This window comes from Cupriavidus sp. 09_S30, assembly GCF_056930435.1.
The window spans coordinates 3,685,632-3,703,441 of record NZ_JBXOWI010000001.1; the positions used below are offsets into that span (position 1 = coordinate 3,685,632).

The following is a 17,810-nucleotide window of genomic DNA, read 5'->3' on the forward strand; positions in this document are numbered from 1 at the left end:
CGGATGGCCCGCCGTGCCGACGGCCGCGCCGGCGACGGCCCGCCCGCGCGCCGCATGCGCCTGCTGCAGCACCTCCTGTCGCAGCCTCGGTTCAGACATGATCCAGCGTGCGCACGACGCACAGGGTCATCAGCATGGTGGCCACGGCCTTGCGCTGCCCGGCGGTCTCGGTAAAGACGTCGCCCTGAGCGACGATCAGCGTCCGGCCCGGCTTGATCACCCGGCCCACCGCCACCAGCCGCTCGCCCCGCGCCGGGGACAGCAGGTTGATCTTGTACTCGGCGGTCAGCCCCGCCTCGCCCTCGGCCGCCACCGACAGCGCCGCATAGCCGCAGGCGCTGTCGGCCAGCGCGCCGACCGTGCCGCCGTGGAAGAAGCCGTGCTGCTGGGTGACGCCTTCCGACCACGGCATGGCGATCTCGACCTCGCCATAAGTGACCCGCGCCAAGGTGGCGCCGAAGGTGGTCATCAAGCCCTGGCGCGCAAAGCTGGCCGCGATGGCTTCGACGCGCTGCGCGCTCAGCGGGTCGGATTCGGACTGCGTGGCATAGTGGGGCAAGGTAGTCATCGGGCAGATTCCTGGTTGGTCCGGCATCCAACAGACCAGTGTATTTTATTTACGTTTACGTAAACGTCAATCAAAGCTGGGAAACCTCGCTGGACGTCCCGGCATCGGGCACGGCTCAGTGCCGTTCGGCTCCGTTCCGGTCCGCACCCTCCTCCCCGCGTGCAGGCTTTGCCGGCTGCCGCGCCTCCAGCTGAGCCTGCAGCAGCCCTCGGCAATGCTGTTCGTGCTGGTCGATCTCCGCCAACTGGGCCTGCAGGTCCTCGAGCTGGCGCTCCAGCGCGCTGCGGTGGCCCGCCAGCGCATGGAGGAAGCGTTCGAGTTGCGGCACGGTGTCACCCGGGGACTCATAAAGATCAAGGATTTCGTGGATCTCATTGAGAGTAAGCCCCAACCTTTTTCCCCGCAGCGTCAACTTCAGGCGGGTACGCTCGCGCGCGTTGTACACGCGCGTGCGGCCGCCGGCACCGGTCCGCTCGGGCGACAGCAGGCCCTGGTCCTCGTAGAAGCGGATGGCACGCGGCGTCACCTCGAACTCGCGGGCGAGGTCGGTGATGGTGTAGGTTGTGGTCTGGCTGGATGGCATGGCGCCTCGAAAAAAATGAACGGTCGTTCGATGCGGAATGAAGTTTTCGCTTAAGATTGACGACAGGCCGTCCGGATTGACGTTAACGTTAGCGTCAAGTACTACGACTGGCAACCGCGGGCGCCCGCCCCCGACTGCCTGCCCGGTGCCAAAGACAAGAAGCCCGCCTGCGCACGCCCGCCTGGGCACCAGCGCACAGGGCTCAGAACCGTGAGACTCCCATGAACGCACTCGAACACCAACTCCAATACCCGTTTGGCGAGACCATGCCCGAGCCGGGCTCGCGCCAGGAAGTCGCGCCCGGCATCTACTGGCTGCGCATGCCGCTGCCGTTCGCGCTCGACCACATCAATCTGTGGCTGCTGCGCGACCGCATCGACGGGCGCGACGGCTGGACCATCGTCGACTGTGGCATCACCAACGACACCATCAAGGCCAATTGGGAGAAGGTGTTCGAGAACGAACTGGAAGGCTTGCCGGTGCTGCGCGTGCTGGTCACGCACTGCCATCCGGACCACGTCGGCCTGGCCCACTGGCTGTGCAAGCGCTGGGACGCGCGGCTGTGGATGAGCCTGGGCGACTACATGAGCGCGCGCGCGATGGGCGGCGGCAACGGCGTGGGCTCCAACGCCGGCGGTGACTTCGCTGCCAGCCACTTCGCCCGCCACGGCCTGAACGACCCCGACAGCCTGGAGAAGCTGCGCGCGCGCCGCAGCTACTACCCGTCGCTGGTGCCGGACCTGCCCACCCAGTACCGCCGCCTGATGGACGGTGACACGGTGGCCATCGGCGCCGAGCCGGACAGCGCCGCCTGGCGCGTGATTACGGGCTACGGCCACGCGCCCGAGCACGTGGCGCTGTTCAACGCTGCCACCAAGGTACTGATCTCCGGCGACATGGTGCTGCCGCGCATCTCCACCAATGTCAGCGTGTTCGACATGGAACCCGAGGCCAACCCGCTGCAGCTCTACCTGGATTCGCTCGGCAAGTACGAGGACCTGCCCGAGGACGTGCTGATCCTGCCCTCGCACGGCCGCCCCTTCCGCAACCTGCATACACGCATCCAGCAGTTGCGCGAGCACCACGTCGAACGGCTGGCGGAAACGCGCGAGGCCTGCGCCGAGAAGCCCTGCTGCGCGCATGACATCGTGGGCGTGATCTTCCGCCGCCAGTTCGACATCCACCAGATGACCTTCGCCATGGGCGAGGCGCTGGCCCACCTGCATGCGCTGTGGCATGACGGCCAGCTGACCCGCCGGCTCGACGACGACGGCGTCTACCGCTTCAGCGCGGTGCAGTGAGCGCGGGCGGCGCCACCTGCGCCACCCGCGCCGGCCGGCTCAGGCCTGCCGCGCGAATGCCGCCAGGTAATCCACCCCGGCGATCGCGCGGCTGCCGTACCACGACACCATGTCCCCGTCGATCAGCAGCACCGGCTTGCCGAGCTGGCGCTCCAGCGCGTCGGCGTGGTCCTCGGTGAAGCGGTAGGGCTCGGTCGACAGCAGCACCAGATCGAGCTCGCGCACCAGCGCCTCGCTCCAGCGGAAGCTGGGATAGCGCGCCCCCGGCGCGTTCGGACGGGCGCAGTCGCCGCCGGCGCAGGCGGCCAGCGCGGCATCGGCGGGCGGCCAGGTCTGCCATCCCACCAGGGCCAGCATGCGGCTGATATAGGTGTCGCGCGATACCGTCATCCACGGGTCCTGCCAGATCGCATAGAGCACGCGGCGCTGCGGCCAGGCTTGCGCCCGCACCGCCGCGAGCGCGCCCTCGAGCGTGCCGCACAGCGCCTGCGCCTCGCGCTCGCGCCCGAAGATGCCGCCCAGCAGCCGGTACAGCGCCAGGTTGTCCTCGACCGCGCACGGATGGGTGACGATCACATGCGGCACGAAGGCCCGGATTGCCTCGACCGTCTCGCGCCGGTTCTCGTCCACATTGACCACCACGTGGGTCGGCGCCAGTTCCCGCAGCCGCTCGAGCTTGACGTCCTTGGTGCCGCCCACCTTGGGCACCGCGCGCACCTGCGGCTCGGGATGGATGCAGAAGCCCGTGCGTGCCACCATCTGCGGCCCCAGGCCCAGCGCGAACAGCAGCTCGGTGATCGAGGGCACCAGCGAGGCGATGCGCGCACCCGCGCCGGCGCGTGCATGGTCCTGGCCGACGGCGTCGCGCCACATCAGGTCGGCTCGCCCGGCTCGTCCGGCTGTGTGGACCGGCGCGGCTTGCGCGGCGCACGCGCCGCCAGCGCGTCATACAGCCAGCGCGGCAGCAGGTGCAGGATGCCCGCCACCACCCGCATCGGCCACGGGATCACGGCAAAGCGCCGGCCCGCCGCGATGGCCCGCACGGCCTTGCGGGCGAACACGTCGGCATCCGTCAGGAAGGGCATGCGGTAGGGATTGCGGGCCGTCATCGGCGTGCGGATATAGCCGGGCGCGATGGTGACCACGCGGATGTCGTGCGCGCGCTCCTCCAGCCGCAGGCTCTCCAGCAGCTTGATCACGGCCGACTTGGAGGCGCTGTAGGCGCCGGCGCCCGGCAGCCCGCGCACGCCGGCCACGCTGGCAATGCCCACCAGCGTGCCGCGCCAGCCGCCGTTACCGCGTTCGCGCGAGCGCATCGGCTTCAGGAAGGGCTGGAAGGTGGTGAGCACCCCGAACCAGTTGGTGTCCATCACCATGCGGAAGGCGGCCAGGTCTTCGCGTTCGCTGGCGACGGTGCCGACCGAGATGCCGGCGTTGGCGATGACGATGTCGGGACAGCCGAAATGGGTAAGGAAATCCTGCGCGGCGGCGGCCATGGCATCGGCGTCGCACACATCGGCGGCGTAGATGCGCACCGCGTTGGGATTGGGCAGGGTGGCGGCGAACTCCCGCAGCGCGGCCTCGCGCCGCGCGACCAGCCCGAGGATCGCGCCGCGGGCGGCATATTCCCTGGCCAATGCTTGGCCCAGGCCGCTGGAGGCACCGGTGAGAAAGACTTTCTGGGCTCGCATCGGGCTGGAGGGCTGCAGGGCTGGGGGACGGACAGACGGGCCGCGCGCACGCGGCCCGTCCGGCATCACATCTTCTTGTCGCGGATGCCGGTCACGATGTAGTCCATGGCCTGGATCGCCCCGGCCTTGCTGTTGGCGATGGACGGCGAGGTCTCGTACTTGCCCTGGATCACCACGGTCGGCACGCCGTCGACCTTGTAGGCGTCGGCGATCTTGTTGGCACGCTGCGAATTGGTGTTCACCGAGAACGAGTTATAGGCATCGAGGAAGGCCTTGCGGTCGATGCCGTTCTTGGCCATCAGGTCGGCGATCTCGTTCGGGTCGACCAGGCGCTTGCGATCCACGTGGATGGCGGTGAAGACCTTGGCCTGCATGGCGTCGACCTTGCCCAGCGCCTCGAGCGCGTAGTAGATCTTGGTGTGCGGCAGCAGGTCGTCACGGAAGGCGACGGGCACGCGCTTGAACACCACATCCTTGCCCTGGCGCTTGACCCAGGCCTCCAGGTCCGGCTCGAAATCGAAGCAGTGCGGGCAGCCATACCAGAAGAACTCGATCACCTCGACCTTACCGGCAGGCACGGGCTGCGGAGCCTTCAGCACCTGGTAGTCCTTGCCTTCGGCGGGCGCGGCCTGGGTGGGTGCGGTCATCAACAGGCCGCTGACGGCGGCGAGCGTGGCAAACAGGGCGGCGAGTTTCTTCATTTCGGGCGGATCTCGAGTTGGGACGATGAGCCTGGGACAACGGCGGCGGGGCGCAGTTCAGCGCCATGCCGCCTTAACGCTATTGCCGGGTGAAGCGGATGACAGAGGACTCGAAACCGGCGGCCTGGAGACGGTCGCGCGTGCGGTTCATGTCCTCGATCTTGTTGAACGGCCCGAGCCGGACACGGTACATCTTGACGCCGTTGACATCGCGGTCGGTCACCTTGGCCTCGAAGCCCTGCATGGCCAGGTTGGCCTTCTGGCGGTCGGCGTCGTCGGCCGAACGGAAGGCGCCCACCTGGAGCAGGTAGCCGGCCGAGCGGTTGGCCTCGGCCATGGCGATCTCGGCGATCGGGTCGGCGACCGGCTTCTCGGCAGGCTTGGCGGCCTGCTTGTCGTTCGCCGGCTTTTCAGCGGGCTTTTCAGCCGGCTTCTCGGCCGGTTTCTCGGCGAGCCTCTCCACCGGCTTCTCAGCCGGACGGGCGACCGCCACCGGGGGAGTCCGCTCGGTCGCCGGCGCCGGCGCCACGGCCGTTGCCGAAGGCGGCGCGGCCTCGGCGGGCTGCTGGGGCTCCGCGGCGGGGCCGACCGGCTTGGGCGGCGTCTTGCTCCACAGCGGCTTGTTGGGATCCGCGGGCGCTTCCTGGCGGGATTCCGCCGGGCTGGGCAGTGTGCTGACGACGTTGCCCGGCTCGCTGGGCTTGGGCGCAGCCTTCTGCTGGAACGGCGCGGGAGACTTGGTGATATACAGGGCCACCACCACGGCGATGGCCAGGCCGATGATCAGGCCGAGCACCAGGCCCAGGAACGTACCGCCGCGCTGCGTATCGCGGCGGCCATTGCGCATGGCGCGCTTGCGTTGCTGTTGCATGAAGTCCTCTTGCATATTGCCGGGATTATAGAGCCAGTCCGGCTGCCGGCATCATGACAGGTTGTTACCGGCCACGGTGCCCGCCGGCCGCGCCGGCCGGCGCGGCGGCCCCGGCTTACATGCGCCGGGGGGCGGAAACACCGATCACGGCCAGGCCGTTGCGCAGCACCTGGCGCGTGGCGGCCAGCAGGGCCAGGCGGGCGCGCTTGACCGTCTCGTCGTCGACCAGCACGCGGTCGGCGTTGTAGAAGGCGTGGAAGTCCCCGGCGAGGTCGCGCAGGTAGAAGGCCACGGCGTGCGGCGCCAGCTCGCCGGCGGCGGCGGCCAGCATGTCGGGGAACTCGGCCAGGCGCCGGCCCAGGGCCAGCGCCTGCGGGCTCACGTCGGCCGCGGTCACGGCTGCCAGCTCGTCGTCGGACAGCCGCGCCAGCTCGACCAGGCGCGCTTCCCAGTCGGCGCCCGCCCAGGATTCGAAGATCGAGCAGATGCGCGCGTGGGCGTACTGCACGTAGTACACCGGGTTCTCGTCATTCTGCTTGAGCGCGAGGTCGACGTCGAAGACGAACTCGGTGTCGGCCTTGCGCGACAGCAGGAAGAAGCGCACGGCGTCACGCCCGCGCGCGAAGTGCGCCGGCCATTCGGTCGTGCCCGCATCGAGGCAGCCGCGGATGGTCTCGTCGCCGCCATTGCTCCACTCGATCAGGTCGCGCACGGTGACGTAGGAACCGGCGCGCTTGGAGATCTTGACCTCCTGGCCGTCCTTCATCACGGTGACCATCTTGTGCAGGACGTAGTCGGGGTAGCCCTTGGGAATGCCGATGTCCAGGCCCTGCAGGCCGGCGCGCACGCGCGCGATGGTGCCGTGGTGGTCGCTGCCCTGCACGTTGATGACCTTGGTGAAGCCGCGCTCCCACTTGGTGGTGTGGTAGGCCACGTCCGGCACGAAGTAGGTATAGGTACCGTCGCTCTTTTTCATCACGCGGTCCTTGTCGTCGCCGTCGTCGGTGGTGCGCAGCCACAGCGCACCCTCGCTCTCATAGGTCTTGCCCTTGGCCACCAGCGACTGCACCGCGGCCTCGACCCGGCCGTCGCTGTACAGGGACGACTCCAGGTAGTAGCGGTCGAAGCGCACGCCGAAGGCCTGCAGGTCGATGTCCTGCTCATTGCGCAGGTAGGTGACCGCGAAGCGGCGGATGGAGTCGATATCCTCCGCATCGCCCGAGGCGGTCACCGGCTCGCCGTCCGAGGCCCGCACGGTCTTGCCCGCCAGGAAGTCGGCGGCGATGTCGGCGATGTAGTCACCGTTGTAGGCCGCTTCGGGCCAGCCGTCGCCACCGGGCTTCAGGCCGCGCGCGCGCGCCTGCACCGATACCGCCAGGTTCTGGATCTGCACGCCGGCGTCGTTGTAGTAGAACTCGCGGTGCACCGCGTAGCCCTGCCAGGCAAGCAGGTTGGCCAGCGCGTCGCCCAGCGCCGCCTGGCGGCCGTGGCCCACGTGCAGCGGACCGGTCGGGTTGGCCGAGACGAACTCGACCAGCACCTGGCCGTTCACGCCATGCATCTGCGCACCGTAGTGGTCGCCCTCGTCCAGCACGGCACGCAGCACGGCGGACTTGGCCGCCGGGGTCAGGCGCAGGTTGATGAAGCCGGGGCCGGCGATCTCCATGGACGCCACCAGGCTGGCGGCGCGGGGGTCGGCCTGGACGGCGTCGACCAGGCGCTGGGCCAGTTCGCGGGGATTCGTCTTGAGGCTGCGCGCCACCTGCATGGCGAGGTTGCAGGCCAGGTCGCCGTGCGCGGCCGCCTTGGGGCGTTCGAAGGCGACGGCGGGCAGGACGGCGTCGGCCGGCGCGAGCGCGCGCACGGCATCAGTGAACGCGGCGGCTAGGTTGGAGGTCTGAACAGGCAGCATGGATGTCTTGGCCCTGGGGCGGCGCCACTCGGCAAGTGGATGCCGCGTCGCGTGGCAGGTGTTGAATTGCGGAACGCGGAATTTTATCAGGTGCTATGCTGAGACCATGCTGCCCTGCCCCCGCGGCCATCTCGGCCGCCCCACGGGCGCCCTCCTTGGAAAGGAACCACCATGCTGATCACCTTCAAATCCCGCGCGGCGCAGGACCTGATCATGATGAACGATCTGGCCATCACTCTGCTGGGGATCATCGGCAAGCAGCTTGGGCAGCGCGGGGTGATCACCACCGAAGAGATGCCGCGTGCCATCCAGAAGCTGGAGGCCGCCGTCAGCGAAGCCAAGCGTACGCACCCGGCGGAATCTGCCGTCCAATCCGGCCAGCGCCCGGAGAAGGAAGACGAGGACGAGCCCCTGCACCTGGGCCAGCGCGCCTACCCCTTCCTTGACATGCTGCGCGCCTCCCTGCGCGAGGGCACCAACGTCATGTGGGGCGTCTAGCCACCACCTCCGGACGGCCCGCCAGAATACCCCTGCCCCCCTGCGGCCCGTCCGCCGCACCTTGCGGCCCCGACCGCCCGGGCGGGCCGGGCCATTCCCCGGCGCGCCAGGCCGGGCACGAAGGTGACGCTCGCCACCGCCGGCAAAAACCAGGAAGAGGATCTTCGCGATAACGGCTGCGGCACCGGTTCCGCAGCCAATGACGCCCAGTGTGGGGGGCCGGCAGCGTTGACCGCACCTCAATAATGTGCTTCTATAGACACAATTAAGACGCAACATCGGCCGGGCCACGTTGCGGCGCAAGCCCAGGGGAACCCATCATGCTCAAGCCCTCCTCGCTGCGCTCCACCCTGCTGCTGGTCGGCGGCATCCTGCTGACGGTCATCGTGCTGATCGCCTCGGAGACGGGGAACCAGCGGTTGCGCGAAGGCTATACGCAAGTGATCCGCTCGCAGCAGGTGCAGAGCGACATCGGCGCGCTGCTCGGCGAACTGGTCAATGCGGAGGCCGGCCAGCGCGGCTACCTGCTCACCGGCAAGGAAAGCTACCTCGACCCGTACTACCGGGCCCTGCCGCGCATCACCCAGCTGATGGCGCAGATCCGCGCCCATTATGCGAACGATCCCGACGCGCTCAAGCAATTCGGCGAGACCTCGCAACTGATCAGCCGCAAGCTCAATGAGATGGACCTGACGATGGTCTACGGCAAGCGCGACGTGACGGTCGCGCTGGACCTGATCCGCACCGACTTCGGCAAGCAGACCATGGACAATGCGCGCCGCGGCCTGGAAAAGCTGCTGGCACGCGAGGCGGCTTCAGTCTCGCAAAGCCTGGAGGGCGCCGAGCGGGACCTGGGCATGGCGCGCCTGGGCGTGGGCCTGCTCACCGCCACCAATATCGTGCTGCTGGTGGTGCTGGGCCTGCGCCATGCGCGCCGCCTGGCGGCGGCGGAGGCCGAGCGCAGCGAGCTCGAAGAGGAGAGCGCACGGCTGGAGCATATGGTGCGCGCGCGCACGCGCCAGCTCTCGGCGCTGGCCTCCCACCTGCAGCGCGTGACCGAGGACGAGAAGACGCGCCTGGCGCACGAACTGCACGATGAACTGGGCGCGCTCCTGACGGCCATCAAACTGGACCTGCATTGGGTGCGGCAGCGCGCCAGGCAGGCGTCGCCCGAAGTGCTCGACAAGATCAGCCGCGTGATGCTGCACGTGGACCAGGGCATCCAGATCAAGCGCCGCCTGATCGAAGACCTGCGGCCGACCATCCTGCTCAATCTGGGTCTGAAGGAGGCGATCTGCCAACTGGTGGAGGAAGTCGGCGCGCGCAACCAGTGGCAGACAGGCGTGCAGATCGCAGACGACCTACCGGCGCTGCGCGAGGATGCCGCCATCGCCCTGTTCCGCATCGTGCAGGAGTCGCTGACCAACGCCAGCAAGTACGCGAAGGCGCACCGCGTGGATGTCACAGTGGGGCAGGACGGTGCGCTGCTGACGCTGGAGGTACGCGACGATGGGCGCGGCCTGCCCGAGGATTTCGAAGCCCGCCGCACGGCCGGCCATCACGGCCTGCTCGGTATGGAACAGCGCGTGGCCGCGCTGGGCGGCACCCTGCATGTGGCGTCGCCAGCGGGTGCGGGCGTCTGCGTGCGCGTGGAGGTGCCGCTGACGGATGCCATCCTGGCACCGGCCCTGGCCGAGGAAGGCGAGGAAGCCGGGGAAAGCGGACAGGCCGCGCATGCCCCGCCCCGCGCCAGCGGCGCGGCCGGCAAGTCCTAGCCTTGCCCGCCTACCCCCACATCTTCTGCCCAAGGTGTTCGGCGGCGCACCGGCCCGCTCAGGGCTGGCTGCCCGCGTACTCCTCGATCACGCGGAACACCTGCTCCAGCTCGAGTGACTTGTCGAAGAAATAGTCCGCGCCGGCCTCGGCGCACTGGCGCCGGTACGCCGGCACCTGCGCATGGTTGGTGAAGACGATGCGGATGCCTGGCGCCTGCGCGCGCTGCATGGCCCGCAGTACGTTGACGCCGTTGCCCTGCCGCAGCTGCAGGTCGACGATGGCCACCTGGTACTGGCACGCGGCGAACATGCTGATGCCCAGGTGCTCGGTATCGGCCCAATCCACGCGATCGACGAACGGCAGGGCCTCCAGGTATTCAAGCAGCATGTCCCTGAGCATGACCGAGTCCTCGATCAACAGGACGCGCAGCGATGCTTTGGCGGGGACGGAGGCTTGATCCGGCATGACTCGATGATAGGAAGGGATGCGGCACGCAACTATCGGCGCGTGTCCTACACGGCGATAGGCCACAGCACGCGGGCCGCGACCGGCCCTGGCGATTACTCCACCAGACCGTTCTTGATCGCGTAGTAGGTCAGGTCCGCGTTGGTCTTCATGCCCATCTTTTCCAGGATGCGGGACCGGTAGGTGCTGACCGTCTTCACGCTCAGGAACAGTTCGTCGGCGATGACGGAGACCGTCTGGCCACGCGACAGCTTGCAGAAGATCTGGAACTCGCGCTCGGAAAGCGACTGGTGCACCGGCCGCTCCGTGGGCTTGCCCAGGCCGCCGGCCAGCAGTTCGGCCACGGCGGCACTGACGTAGCGCCGGCCCTGCGCGACCGTGCGGATGGCCTTGACCAGTTCCTCAGGGGCGCTCTCCTTGCTCAGGTAGCCGGAAGCGCCGACGCGGATCAGGTTGATGGCGTACTGGTCTTCCGGGAAGGTCGACAGGATCAGCACCGGCAGGTCGGGAAAGCGCTGGCGCAGCAGCTTGAGTACGTCGATGCCGTTGCGATCCGGCATGGAGATGTCCAGTACGACCACGTCGAATTCGCAGTCGCGCAGTCGGGCCATCACTTCGGCGCCGCTGCCGGCCTCGCCGGTCACCTGGATGTCAGGCTCGTCGGAAATGAACTGGCGCAGCCCTGCGCGCACGATCTCGTGATCGTCTGCGATCAGGACGCGGATCATGAGTGTCTCCGTGTAATGGTTGCGCCCCCTCTCCCTTTCGCCGGTGCGCCGGTGCGACGTGCACGCCCCCGGCCCGGAAGGGGCCACTGGCATTGTAGTCCTGTCGACGCGCGCCCACTGTCGGCGTCAGGCTGACACGCCGGTGGCAACGTGCGCGGCGGGAAAAACAAAAAAGGGGACGGTACAACCGTCCCCTTCTTTTACCCATGGATGCCATGGATGCCCTCACGTGCCTGGAGCGGCCGCGCCGCGCGGGCACGCGGGCTTACTGCAGCTTGGCGCCGGCATCGACCTTGGCATCGCCCAGCGGCTCGGACTTGGTGTCACCCTTGGCGCCGGCCTTCGCTTCGTGCGACTTGTGCGCCTTCGCATGCTTGGCCTTGCTGGCGGCCTTCGGCTGCGCGGCGTCCGGGGTCTCGGCGGCCTGGCCCTGCTGATCGGGCGCGGCGGTCGCTGCTGCCGGCTTGGCCGGGGCATTCAGGCCGGCATCGGCCTGTGCACCGGCCTGTACACCGACACCTTGTGCCATGGCCAGCGAGCTGGCGGCGGCGATGGAGAGTGCGGTCAGGGAGAGCAGCAGTTTTTTCATCGGAAGACTCCTTTCGGTCTGCACCGCGGGAAAGATTCGCCGCGGCTTGGCTTGGAAACGAGCCCTCAGTCTAGGGACGCACCGGGTGGCGGTCTGTGAGCAGTTGTAATGCAGTGTAAGGAGTGGTGAGAGTGGCGCGAAGATGGCGCGGCCGCCGCTTCGCGCAATTTCCCCGTCCATTCAAGGGGCTGCGTGCGGTGCGCGCGCACCGCAGCCCCTTGCATGCAGTTACAGGTTGGGCGCGAGCGCGCGCTCCAGCGCGGCGCGGTCCTCGCCGCGGCGCGCCACCATGTCGTCGAGCTGGTCCTGGCCGATCTTGCCCACCGAGAAATAAGTGCACTCGGGATGCGCCAGGTAGAAGCCGCTGACAGAAGCGGCCGGCGTCATCGCCAGCGCCTCGGTCACGCCCATGCCGATGTCGGCGCCATCGAGCAGGGTGAACATCGGGCCCTTGACGGTATGCTCCGGGCAGGCCGGATAGCCGGGCGCCGGGCGGATGCCGCGGTAGGACTCGGCGATCAGTTGCTCGTTGCTCAGGGTTTCCTGCGCGGCGTAGCCCCACAAGTCCTTGCGAACGCGCTCGTGCAGGCATTCGGCAAAGGCCTCGGCGAAGCGGTCGGCCAGCGCCTTGAGCATGATGGCGCTGTAGTCGTCGTGGTCGGCCTCGAACTGGGCCTCCTTCTTGTCCACGCCGATGCCGGCGGTGACGGCGAACAGGCCCACGTAGTCGGCGATGCCGCTGGACTTGGGCGCGACGAAATCGGCCAGGCAGCGGTTGGCCCGGCGCACGCCGTCCACCACCGGGCGCTCGCTCTGCTGGCGCAGGTTGTGCCAGGTCAGCGCGACCTGGCTGCGGCTTTCGTCGGTGTAGATCTCGATGTCGTCATCGTTGACGGTGTTGGCCGGCAGCAGCGCGATCACGCCATTGGCGGTCAGCCAGCGGCCCTGGATCAGCCGCGCCAGCATGGCCTTGCCGTCCGAGAACACGCGCCGCGCCGATTCGCCGACGATCTCGTCGTTGAGGATGTCGGGGAATCTGCCGGCCAGGTCCCAGGTCTGGAAGAAGGGGCCCCAGTCGATGTAGTTGGCCAGCTCGGCCAGGTCGTAGTTGCGGAACACGCGCCGGCCGATGAATTTGGGCTTGGGCGGCACGTAGGCGCTCCAGTCGATCGGCGTCTTGTTGGCGCGGGCCTCGGCCAGCGTCACCATCGGCGTGGCCTTCTTGTTGGCGTGCTGCACGCGGATGCGGTCGTAGTCGCTCTTCAGCTCATCCAGGTACTTGGCCGCGCCCTCGTCGGACAGCAGGCTGGAGGCCACGCTGACCGAGCGCGAGGCATCGGGCACGTAGACCACCGGGCCTTCGTAGTTGGGCGCAATCTTGACCGCCGTGTGCACGCGCGAGGTGGTGGCGCCGCCGATCAAGAGCGGAATCTTCTTGATGCGGAAGTAGTCGTCGCGCTGCATCTCCGAGGCAACGTAGGCCATCTCCTCCAGCGAGGGCGTGATCAGCCCCGACAGGCCGACCATGTCCGCGCCCTCGACCTTGGCCTTGGCCAGGATCTCATTGCACGGGACCATCACGCCCATATTGACCACTTCGAAGTTATTGCACTGGAGCACCACCGAAACGATGTTCTTGCCGATGTCGTGCACGTCGCCCTTGACGGTGGCGATGACGATCTTGCCGCGCGCCTTGACGTCTCCGCCGGCCTCGGCCAACAGGCGCTTCTCTTCCTCGATGAAGGGCAGCAGGTGGGCCACCGCCTGCTTCATCACGCGCGCGCTCTTGACCACCTGTGGCAGGAACATCTTGCCGGCACCGAACAGGTCGCCGACGACGTTCATGCCATCCATCAGCGGGCCTTCGATGACCTCGATCGGGCGGCCGCCGCGCGCGGCGATCTGCTGGCGCGCCTCCTCGGTGTCCTCCACGATGAAGGTGGTGATGCCGTGCACCAGCGCATGCGCCAGTCGATCGGCCACGGACGCCGGCGCCTCCGGCGTGCCGCGCCAGGCCAGGTTTTCTTCCTTCTTGGCGCCGCCGCCCTTGAAGCGGTCGGCGATCTCCAGCAGGCGGTCGGTGGCATCCTCACGGCGGTTCAGCACCACGTCCTCGACTCTCTCGCGCAGCTCGGCATCGAGCTGGTCATAAACGCCGAGCTGGCCGGCGTTGACGATGCCCATGTCCATGCCGGCGCCGATGGCGTGGTAGAGGAAGACCGTGTGGATGGCCTCGCGCACCGCGTCGTTGCCGCGGAAGGAGAACGACACGTTGGACACGCCGCCGCTGACCTTGGCGTAGGGCAGGTTCTGCTTGATCCAGCGGGTGGCCTCGATGAAGTCCACCGCGTAGTTGTTGTGCTCCTCGATGCCGGTGGCGACCGCGAAGATGTTCGGGTCGAAGATGATGTCTTCCGGCGGAAAGCCCACCTCGTTGACCAGGATGTCGTAGCTGCGCTTGCAGATCTCAGTCTTGCGCGCGAAGGTGTCGGCCTGGCCCTTCTCGTCGAAGGCCATCACCACGCTGGCGGCGCCGTAGCGGCGGATCAGCGCGGCGTGGTGGCGGAACTGCTCCTCCCCCTCCTTGAGCGAGATGGAGTTCACCACCGGCTTGCCCTGCACGCATTGCAGCCCGGCCTCGATCACCTCCCACTTGGAGGAGTCGAGCATGATCGGCACGCGCGCGATGTCGGGCTCGGAGGCGATCAGGTTCAGGAAGCGCACCATCGCCGCCTTGGAGTCGAGCATGGCCTCGTCCATGTTGATGTCGATGATCTGCGCGCCGTTCTCGACCTGCTGGCGGGCCACGGCCAGCGCCTCGTCGAACTGGCCGTTCAGGATCATGCGGGCAAAGGCCTTGGAGCCCGTCACGTTGGTGCGTTCGCCGACGTTGACGAACAGCGTGCCCTCGTCGATGGTGAAGGGCTCGAGGCCCGAGAGGCGCATCGGGCGCGGCGGCAGCTTGGCGGTGGTCATAGCGGATTCTTGGTGTTCGGGGCGCGGGGTCGCAGCAATGGTTCGGGGCGGCGCTCAGGCGGCGTCGGGTTGGTCCTGGTCGCGGTACTGGCCGGGCCAGCTGCGCGGCGCGCGGCTGGCCACGCGCTGCGCGATGGCGGCGATGTGCTCGGGCGTGGTGCCGCAGCAGCCGCCCACCAGGTTGACCAGGCCGGACGCGGCGAACTCATCGACCAGCGCGGAGGTGACCTCGGGCGTCTCGTCGAAGCCGGTGTCGCTCATCGGGTTGGGCAGGCCGGCGTTCGGGTAGCAGGAAATGGCGGCGTCGCAGACCTTGGCCAGCTCGGCGATATAGGGGCGCATCAGCGTGGCGCCCAGCGCGCAGTTCAGGCCGAAGGTGATCGGCCGGGCGTGGCGCAGGCTGTTCCAGAAGGCCTCCACCGTCTGGCCCGAGAGGATGCGGCCCGAGGCGTCGGTGACGGTGCCGGAGATCATCACCGGCACGCGCTCGCCGCTGTCCTCGAAGAGCTGGTCGATGGCGAACAGCGCGGCCTTGGCATTCAGCGTATCGAAGATGGTCTCGACCAGGAAGACGTCGGCGCCGCCCTCGAGCAGCGCCTTGCCCTGCTCGTAGTAGGACTTGCGCAATTCCTCGAAGGTGACATTGCGCGCACCGGGGTCGTTGACGTCGGGCGAGATGCTGGCCGTCTTGGGCGTGGGGCCGAAGGCGCCGGCAACGAAGCGCGGCTTCTCGGGCGTGCTGTACTTGTCGCACGCCGCGCGCGCCAGGCGCGCCGCCTCGACGTTCATCTCGTAGGCCAGGTCGGCCATCTTGTAGTCTTCCTGCGCCACGCGGGTGGCGCCGAAGGTATTCGTCTCGATCAGGTCCGCGCCGGCCGCGAGATACTGCTCGTGGATCTCGCTGATGACCTGCGGGCGCGTCAGCAGCAAGAGCTCATTGTTGCCCTTGACGTCGACCGGGTGGTCGGCGAAGCGCGTGCCGCGGTACTCGGCCTCGCCCAGCTTGTAGCGCTGGATCATCGTGCCCATGGCGCCGTCCAGGATCAGGATGCGCTCGCGCAGCAGCCGCGGCAGGCTGGCGGCCCGGGTGTACGGGCGCGGGGCGGCGCTGTCGGTGGGACGGACGTCGGAAGAGGATGGGGCGCTCATGGCGGGACTCGTGGCGGGAAAGACAATCGGAAAACCTGAATTTTATCAGTCTCATCAAGGCCTTGCGGCCGGCCGCGGCGTTGCCGGCGGTTGCCGTCCCGGGCCGGGCGGGCCTACACTGCAAAGTGTCGCGAACACCATTCGAACAGCCATGCAACACCTCAGCCCCGCAGACGCCCAGGCCCTGCTGGCGGACGCCCCCGACACCCTCTTCATCGACTGCCGCAGCGAGATGGAATATCTGTTCGTCGGGCACCCCAAGAGCGCGCACAACGTGCCCTGGAACGACGGCCCCGACTGGGAGGTCAACCCGCATTTCGTGCAGGCGGTGAAGAAGCTGGCCGGCCACGTTTCGGCGCGGCCCGTGGTGCTGATCTGCCGCAGCGGCAACCGCTCGATGGCGGCCGCGCGCGCGCTCGAAGGAGCAGGCTTTGCCAACGTCTACAACGTGCTGCACGGCTTCGAGGGAGACCTCGACGCCGATCGCCACCGCAATACGGTCAACGGCTGGCGCCACGACGGCCTGCCCTGGGAGCAGTACTAGCCCACACGCGCAAGAAAAAGCCCGCGCAAGGCGGGCTGCTGCTGAAGCAAGGCGGCAGGCGCGGCCGTCCAGGCCGCAGGACTGGCGCCAAATCAGTGCATGACCAGCGGATGGGTCATCACCGTATCAAACTTGGCGAGAAAGTCGTCCACCTCTTCCACCGACGGCTCGCTCTCGATCAGACGCTTCACGTCCGCGCGGAAGTGCTCGGCCATAACGCCGCCGAGGAAAATTTCGCGTTTCAGGTTTTTGTCGACGATTTCGTAGCCGCCCGAGGCGAGAGGCGCATGCTCGACGTCCGCACCAAACTCGACAACACAGTAGTTGTCGCTGTTGTAGATCATTTGCATGGCATACCTCCTGGCGTCTTGTGGGCGGAAGGCGTTTCGCTGCTGCCGCGCCAGCGCGAGCCTGGCGACCTTCCGCGATTTCTCCTTCTACCTGGGGATGCCCGCCGGTAATTCAAGGCTTTGGGGGCCGGCGCACTCGCGACTTGCTCGCATCCCTCATGGATTGGGCAACGGCGGCGCCCGCAAGTTCTTGAAGCGGTGCGCGAAACGTGGTGCAAATCACGGAATGTCGCATTGCGCGCCGCAGGCGGAATGTCCAAGGAACGCGTCGAGCACCGCGTGGAACGGCTCGGCACGCTCGATCGGCGCCAGATGCGCCGCCTGCGGCAGGACTTCCAGCCGGGCGCCGGGAATAGCGGCAGCCATCGCTTGCGCGGTGGCCAGCGGCGAGCCGGCGTCCTCGTCGCCCACCACCACCAGGGTCGGGCAATGGATGCGGTGGATGGCGCGGGCCATGTCGAAGGCGAGGATGGCCAGCGCGGCGCCCACATAGCCGGGCACCGGCGTGCCCACGAACATCTCGCGGATGTGCGCGGTCTCGTCGGGATGGTCGGCGCGGAAGGCCGGCGTCAGCCAGCGCGCCAGCGTGGCGTCGGCCAGCCCGGCCATGCCGTGGGCCTCGACCTGGCCGATGCGCTCGTACCACATCGGATGCGCCTCCAGAGGCGTACGGTCGACGGTATCGGCCAGGGTCAGCGACAGGAGGCGCTCGGGGTGGCGCACGCCCAGCACCTGCCCGATCATGCCGCCAAGCGAGATGCCGACGAAGTGCGCCTGGGGGATGGCCAGCGCGTTCATCAGCCCGGCGACATCGTCGGCCATGCGCAGCATCGAATACGTGCCCAGCGGCGCGCTGCTGCCGCCGTGGCCGCGCAGGTCATAGCGCACCACGCGGTAGCGCGGCGCGAGATGACGGGCTGCGGCGTCCCACAAGGTGTGGTTCGCGCCCAGCGCGTGCGCCATCACGACCCACGGGCCGTCAGTGCCGTCCACACGAACCTGCAGTTCGATGTCGTCGACCCGCACGCGGCGCAACGGCGAGAATGTCGGATCTGCGGTCATGGCATGCCTCCTTGGCATCGGTGGGTCACAGCGGACTGCGCGGACT

18 protein-coding genes are annotated in these 17,810 nt (G+C 68.1%); 4 read left to right on the forward strand and 14 right to left on the reverse strand.

The annotated features are described in order from the left end of the window. Positions 1-91 precede the first annotated feature (91 nt). The gene (locus tag AC1Z3O_RS17245) at positions 92-568 is read right to left on the reverse strand and encodes a PaaI family thioesterase (RefSeq protein WP_483516921.1); all 477 of its coding nucleotides are present in this window, start codon (positions 566-568) and stop codon (positions 92-94) included. A gap of 115 nt (positions 569-683) precedes the next feature. Next, positions 684-1,151 (reverse strand): MerR family transcriptional regulator, encoded by a 468-nt coding sequence (locus AC1Z3O_RS17250; RefSeq protein WP_483516922.1) that lies wholly within the window; start codon positions 1,149-1,151, stop codon positions 684-686. A gap of 221 nt (positions 1,152-1,372) precedes the next feature. On the opposite strand from AC1Z3O_RS17250, the gene AC1Z3O_RS17255 reads away from it, so the two are divergent. After that, positions 1,373-2,452 carry an MBL fold metallo-hydrolase gene (locus AC1Z3O_RS17255; protein WP_483516923.1) on the forward strand — a complete coding sequence of 360 codons (1,080 nt, stop codon included), beginning with the start codon at positions 1,373-1,375 and terminating at the stop codon, positions 2,450-2,452. A 39-nt stretch (positions 2,453-2,491) separates the two neighbouring features. Here AC1Z3O_RS17255 and AC1Z3O_RS17260 read toward each other — a convergent pair whose 3' ends face one another. The 5 genes from AC1Z3O_RS17260 to argS form a co-directional block, all read right to left on the reverse strand. Next, the gene (locus AC1Z3O_RS17260) at positions 2,492-3,325 is read right to left on the reverse strand and encodes a helical backbone metal receptor (protein ID WP_483516924.1); all 834 of its coding nucleotides are present in this window, start codon (positions 3,323-3,325) and stop codon (positions 2,492-2,494) included. Then, positions 3,325-4,143 (reverse strand): SDR family oxidoreductase, encoded by an 819-nt coding sequence (locus tag AC1Z3O_RS17265; protein WP_483516925.1) that lies wholly within the window; start codon positions 4,141-4,143, stop codon positions 3,325-3,327. The genes AC1Z3O_RS17260 and AC1Z3O_RS17265 overlap by 1 nt, the downstream gene beginning before the upstream one ends. 65 nt (positions 4,144-4,208) lie before the next feature. After that, a complete protein-coding gene (locus AC1Z3O_RS17270; protein ID WP_483516926.1) occupies positions 4,209-4,844 on the reverse strand; it encodes a thiol:disulfide interchange protein DsbA/DsbL in 636 nt (211 codons plus the stop codon). 79 nt (positions 4,845-4,923) lie between these two features. Then, the gene (locus tag AC1Z3O_RS17275; RefSeq protein WP_483516927.1) at positions 4,924-5,715 is read right to left on the reverse strand and encodes an SPOR domain-containing protein; all 792 of its coding nucleotides are present in this window, start codon (positions 5,713-5,715) and stop codon (positions 4,924-4,926) included. 115 nt (positions 5,716-5,830) lie between these two features. Continuing rightward, positions 5,831-7,627, reverse strand: coding sequence for an arginine--tRNA ligase (argS, locus tag AC1Z3O_RS17280; RefSeq protein ID WP_483516928.1), 1,797 nt, complete (start codon positions 7,625-7,627; stop codon positions 5,831-5,833). Positions 7,628-7,798: 171 nt separating this feature from the next. Between argS and AC1Z3O_RS17285 the strand changes: the two genes are divergently transcribed. After that, the gene (locus tag AC1Z3O_RS17285; RefSeq protein ID WP_483516929.1) at positions 7,799-8,125 is read left to right on the forward strand and encodes a DUF1840 domain-containing protein; all 327 of its coding nucleotides are present in this window, start codon (positions 7,799-7,801) and stop codon (positions 8,123-8,125) included. A 320-nt stretch (positions 8,126-8,445) separates the two neighbouring features. Continuing rightward, on the forward strand, positions 8,446-9,900 hold the full coding sequence (locus AC1Z3O_RS17290) for a CHASE3 domain-containing protein (RefSeq protein ID WP_483516930.1): 1,455 nt from the start codon (positions 8,446-8,448) through the stop codon (positions 9,898-9,900). 58 nt (positions 9,901-9,958) lie between these two features. Here the strand turns inward: AC1Z3O_RS17290 and AC1Z3O_RS17295 are convergent, their stop codons facing one another. From AC1Z3O_RS17295 to AC1Z3O_RS17315, 5 genes are all read right to left on the reverse strand, one after another. Then, positions 9,959-10,366: a response regulator gene (locus tag AC1Z3O_RS17295; protein WP_483516931.1), complete on the reverse strand. Its 408-nt coding sequence runs from the start codon at positions 10,364-10,366 to the stop codon at positions 9,959-9,961. Positions 10,367-10,461: 95 nt separating this feature from the next. Next, entirely contained in the window at positions 10,462-11,094 is a 633-nt protein-coding gene (locus tag AC1Z3O_RS17300; RefSeq protein WP_483516932.1) for a response regulator, read from the reverse strand. A gap of 265 nt (positions 11,095-11,359) precedes the next feature. Then, positions 11,360-11,683 carry a hypothetical protein gene (locus tag AC1Z3O_RS17305; RefSeq protein ID WP_483516933.1) on the reverse strand — a complete coding sequence of 108 codons (324 nt, stop codon included), beginning with the start codon at positions 11,681-11,683 and terminating at the stop codon, positions 11,360-11,362. Positions 11,684-11,911: 228 nt separating this feature from the next. After that, complete coding sequence (metH, locus tag AC1Z3O_RS17310) at positions 11,912-14,659, reverse strand: methionine synthase (RefSeq protein ID WP_483516934.1); 2,748 nt, start codon at positions 14,657-14,659, stop codon at positions 11,912-11,914. A gap of 54 nt (positions 14,660-14,713) precedes the next feature. Then, complete coding sequence (locus AC1Z3O_RS17315; RefSeq protein WP_483516935.1) at positions 14,714-15,808, reverse strand: homocysteine S-methyltransferase family protein; 1,095 nt, start codon at positions 15,806-15,808, stop codon at positions 14,714-14,716. A 151-nt stretch (positions 15,809-15,959) separates the two neighbouring features. Between AC1Z3O_RS17315 and AC1Z3O_RS17320 the strand changes: the two genes are divergently transcribed. Further along, on the forward strand, positions 15,960-16,352 hold the full coding sequence (locus AC1Z3O_RS17320; protein WP_483516936.1) for a rhodanese-like domain-containing protein: 393 nt from the start codon (positions 15,960-15,962) through the stop codon (positions 16,350-16,352). Positions 16,353-16,444: 92 nt separating this feature from the next. Here AC1Z3O_RS17320 and AC1Z3O_RS17325 read toward each other — a convergent pair whose 3' ends face one another. Both AC1Z3O_RS17325 and AC1Z3O_RS17330 read right to left on the reverse strand, forming a co-directional pair. Continuing rightward, complete coding sequence (locus tag AC1Z3O_RS17325; protein ID WP_483516937.1) at positions 16,445-16,702, reverse strand: BTH_I0359 family protein; 258 nt, start codon at positions 16,700-16,702, stop codon at positions 16,445-16,447. Positions 16,703-16,921: 219 nt separating this feature from the next. Next, positions 16,922-17,764, reverse strand: coding sequence for an alpha/beta fold hydrolase (locus AC1Z3O_RS17330; RefSeq protein ID WP_483516938.1), 843 nt, complete (start codon positions 17,762-17,764; stop codon positions 16,922-16,924). Positions 17,765-17,810: the final 46 nt, after the last annotated feature.

Bases quoted from the DNA above. Each gene is read 5' to 3' on its own strand.
- AC1Z3O_RS17255 (WP_483516923.1), top strand. From the start codon at position 1,373: ATGAACGCACTCGAACACCAACTCCAATACCCGTTTGGCGAGACCATG.
- AC1Z3O_RS17290 (WP_483516930.1), top strand. From the start codon at position 8,446: ATGCTCAAGCCCTCCTCGCTGCGCTCCACCCTGCTGCTGGTCGGCGGC.
- AC1Z3O_RS17325 (WP_483516937.1), bottom strand. From the start codon at position 16,702: ATGCAAATGATCTACAACAGCGACAACTACTGTGTTGTCGAGTTTGGT.
- AC1Z3O_RS17260 (WP_483516924.1), bottom strand. From the start codon at position 3,325: ATGTGGCGCGACGCCGTCGGCCAGGACCATGCACGCGCCGGCGCGGGT.
- AC1Z3O_RS17275 (WP_483516927.1), bottom strand. From the start codon at position 5,715: ATGCAACAGCAACGCAAGCGCGCCATGCGCAATGGCCGCCGCGATACG.
- metH (WP_483516934.1), bottom strand. From the start codon at position 14,659: ATGACCACCGCCAAGCTGCCGCCGCGCCCGATGCGCCTCTCGGGCCTC.
- AC1Z3O_RS17300 (WP_483516932.1), bottom strand. From the start codon at position 11,094: ATGATCCGCGTCCTGATCGCAGACGATCACGAGATCGTGCGCGCAGGG.
- AC1Z3O_RS17305 (WP_483516933.1), bottom strand. From the start codon at position 11,683: ATGAAAAAACTGCTGCTCTCCCTGACCGCACTCTCCATCGCCGCCGCC.
- AC1Z3O_RS17315 (WP_483516935.1), bottom strand. From the start codon at position 15,808: ATGAGCGCCCCATCCTCTTCCGACGTCCGTCCCACCGACAGCGCCGCC.
- AC1Z3O_RS17265 (WP_483516925.1), bottom strand. From the start codon at position 4,143: ATGCGAGCCCAGAAAGTCTTTCTCACCGGTGCCTCCAGCGGCCTGGGC.
- AC1Z3O_RS17285 (WP_483516929.1), top strand. From the start codon at position 7,799: ATGCTGATCACCTTCAAATCCCGCGCGGCGCAGGACCTGATCATGATG.
- AC1Z3O_RS17250 (WP_483516922.1), bottom strand. From the start codon at position 1,151: ATGCCATCCAGCCAGACCACAACCTACACCATCACCGACCTCGCCCGC.
- argS (WP_483516928.1), bottom strand. From the start codon at position 7,627: ATGCTGCCTGTTCAGACCTCCAACCTAGCCGCCGCGTTCACTGATGCC.
- AC1Z3O_RS17245 (WP_483516921.1), bottom strand. From the start codon at position 568: ATGACTACCTTGCCCCACTATGCCACGCAGTCCGAATCCGACCCGCTG.
- AC1Z3O_RS17320 (WP_483516936.1), top strand. From the start codon at position 15,960: ATGCAACACCTCAGCCCCGCAGACGCCCAGGCCCTGCTGGCGGACGCC.
- AC1Z3O_RS17330 (WP_483516938.1), bottom strand. From the start codon at position 17,764: ATGACCGCAGATCCGACATTCTCGCCGTTGCGCCGCGTGCGGGTCGAC.
- AC1Z3O_RS17295 (WP_483516931.1), bottom strand. From the start codon at position 10,366: ATGCCGGATCAAGCCTCCGTCCCCGCCAAAGCATCGCTGCGCGTCCTG.
- AC1Z3O_RS17270 (WP_483516926.1), bottom strand. From the start codon at position 4,844: ATGAAGAAACTCGCCGCCCTGTTTGCCACGCTCGCCGCCGTCAGCGGC.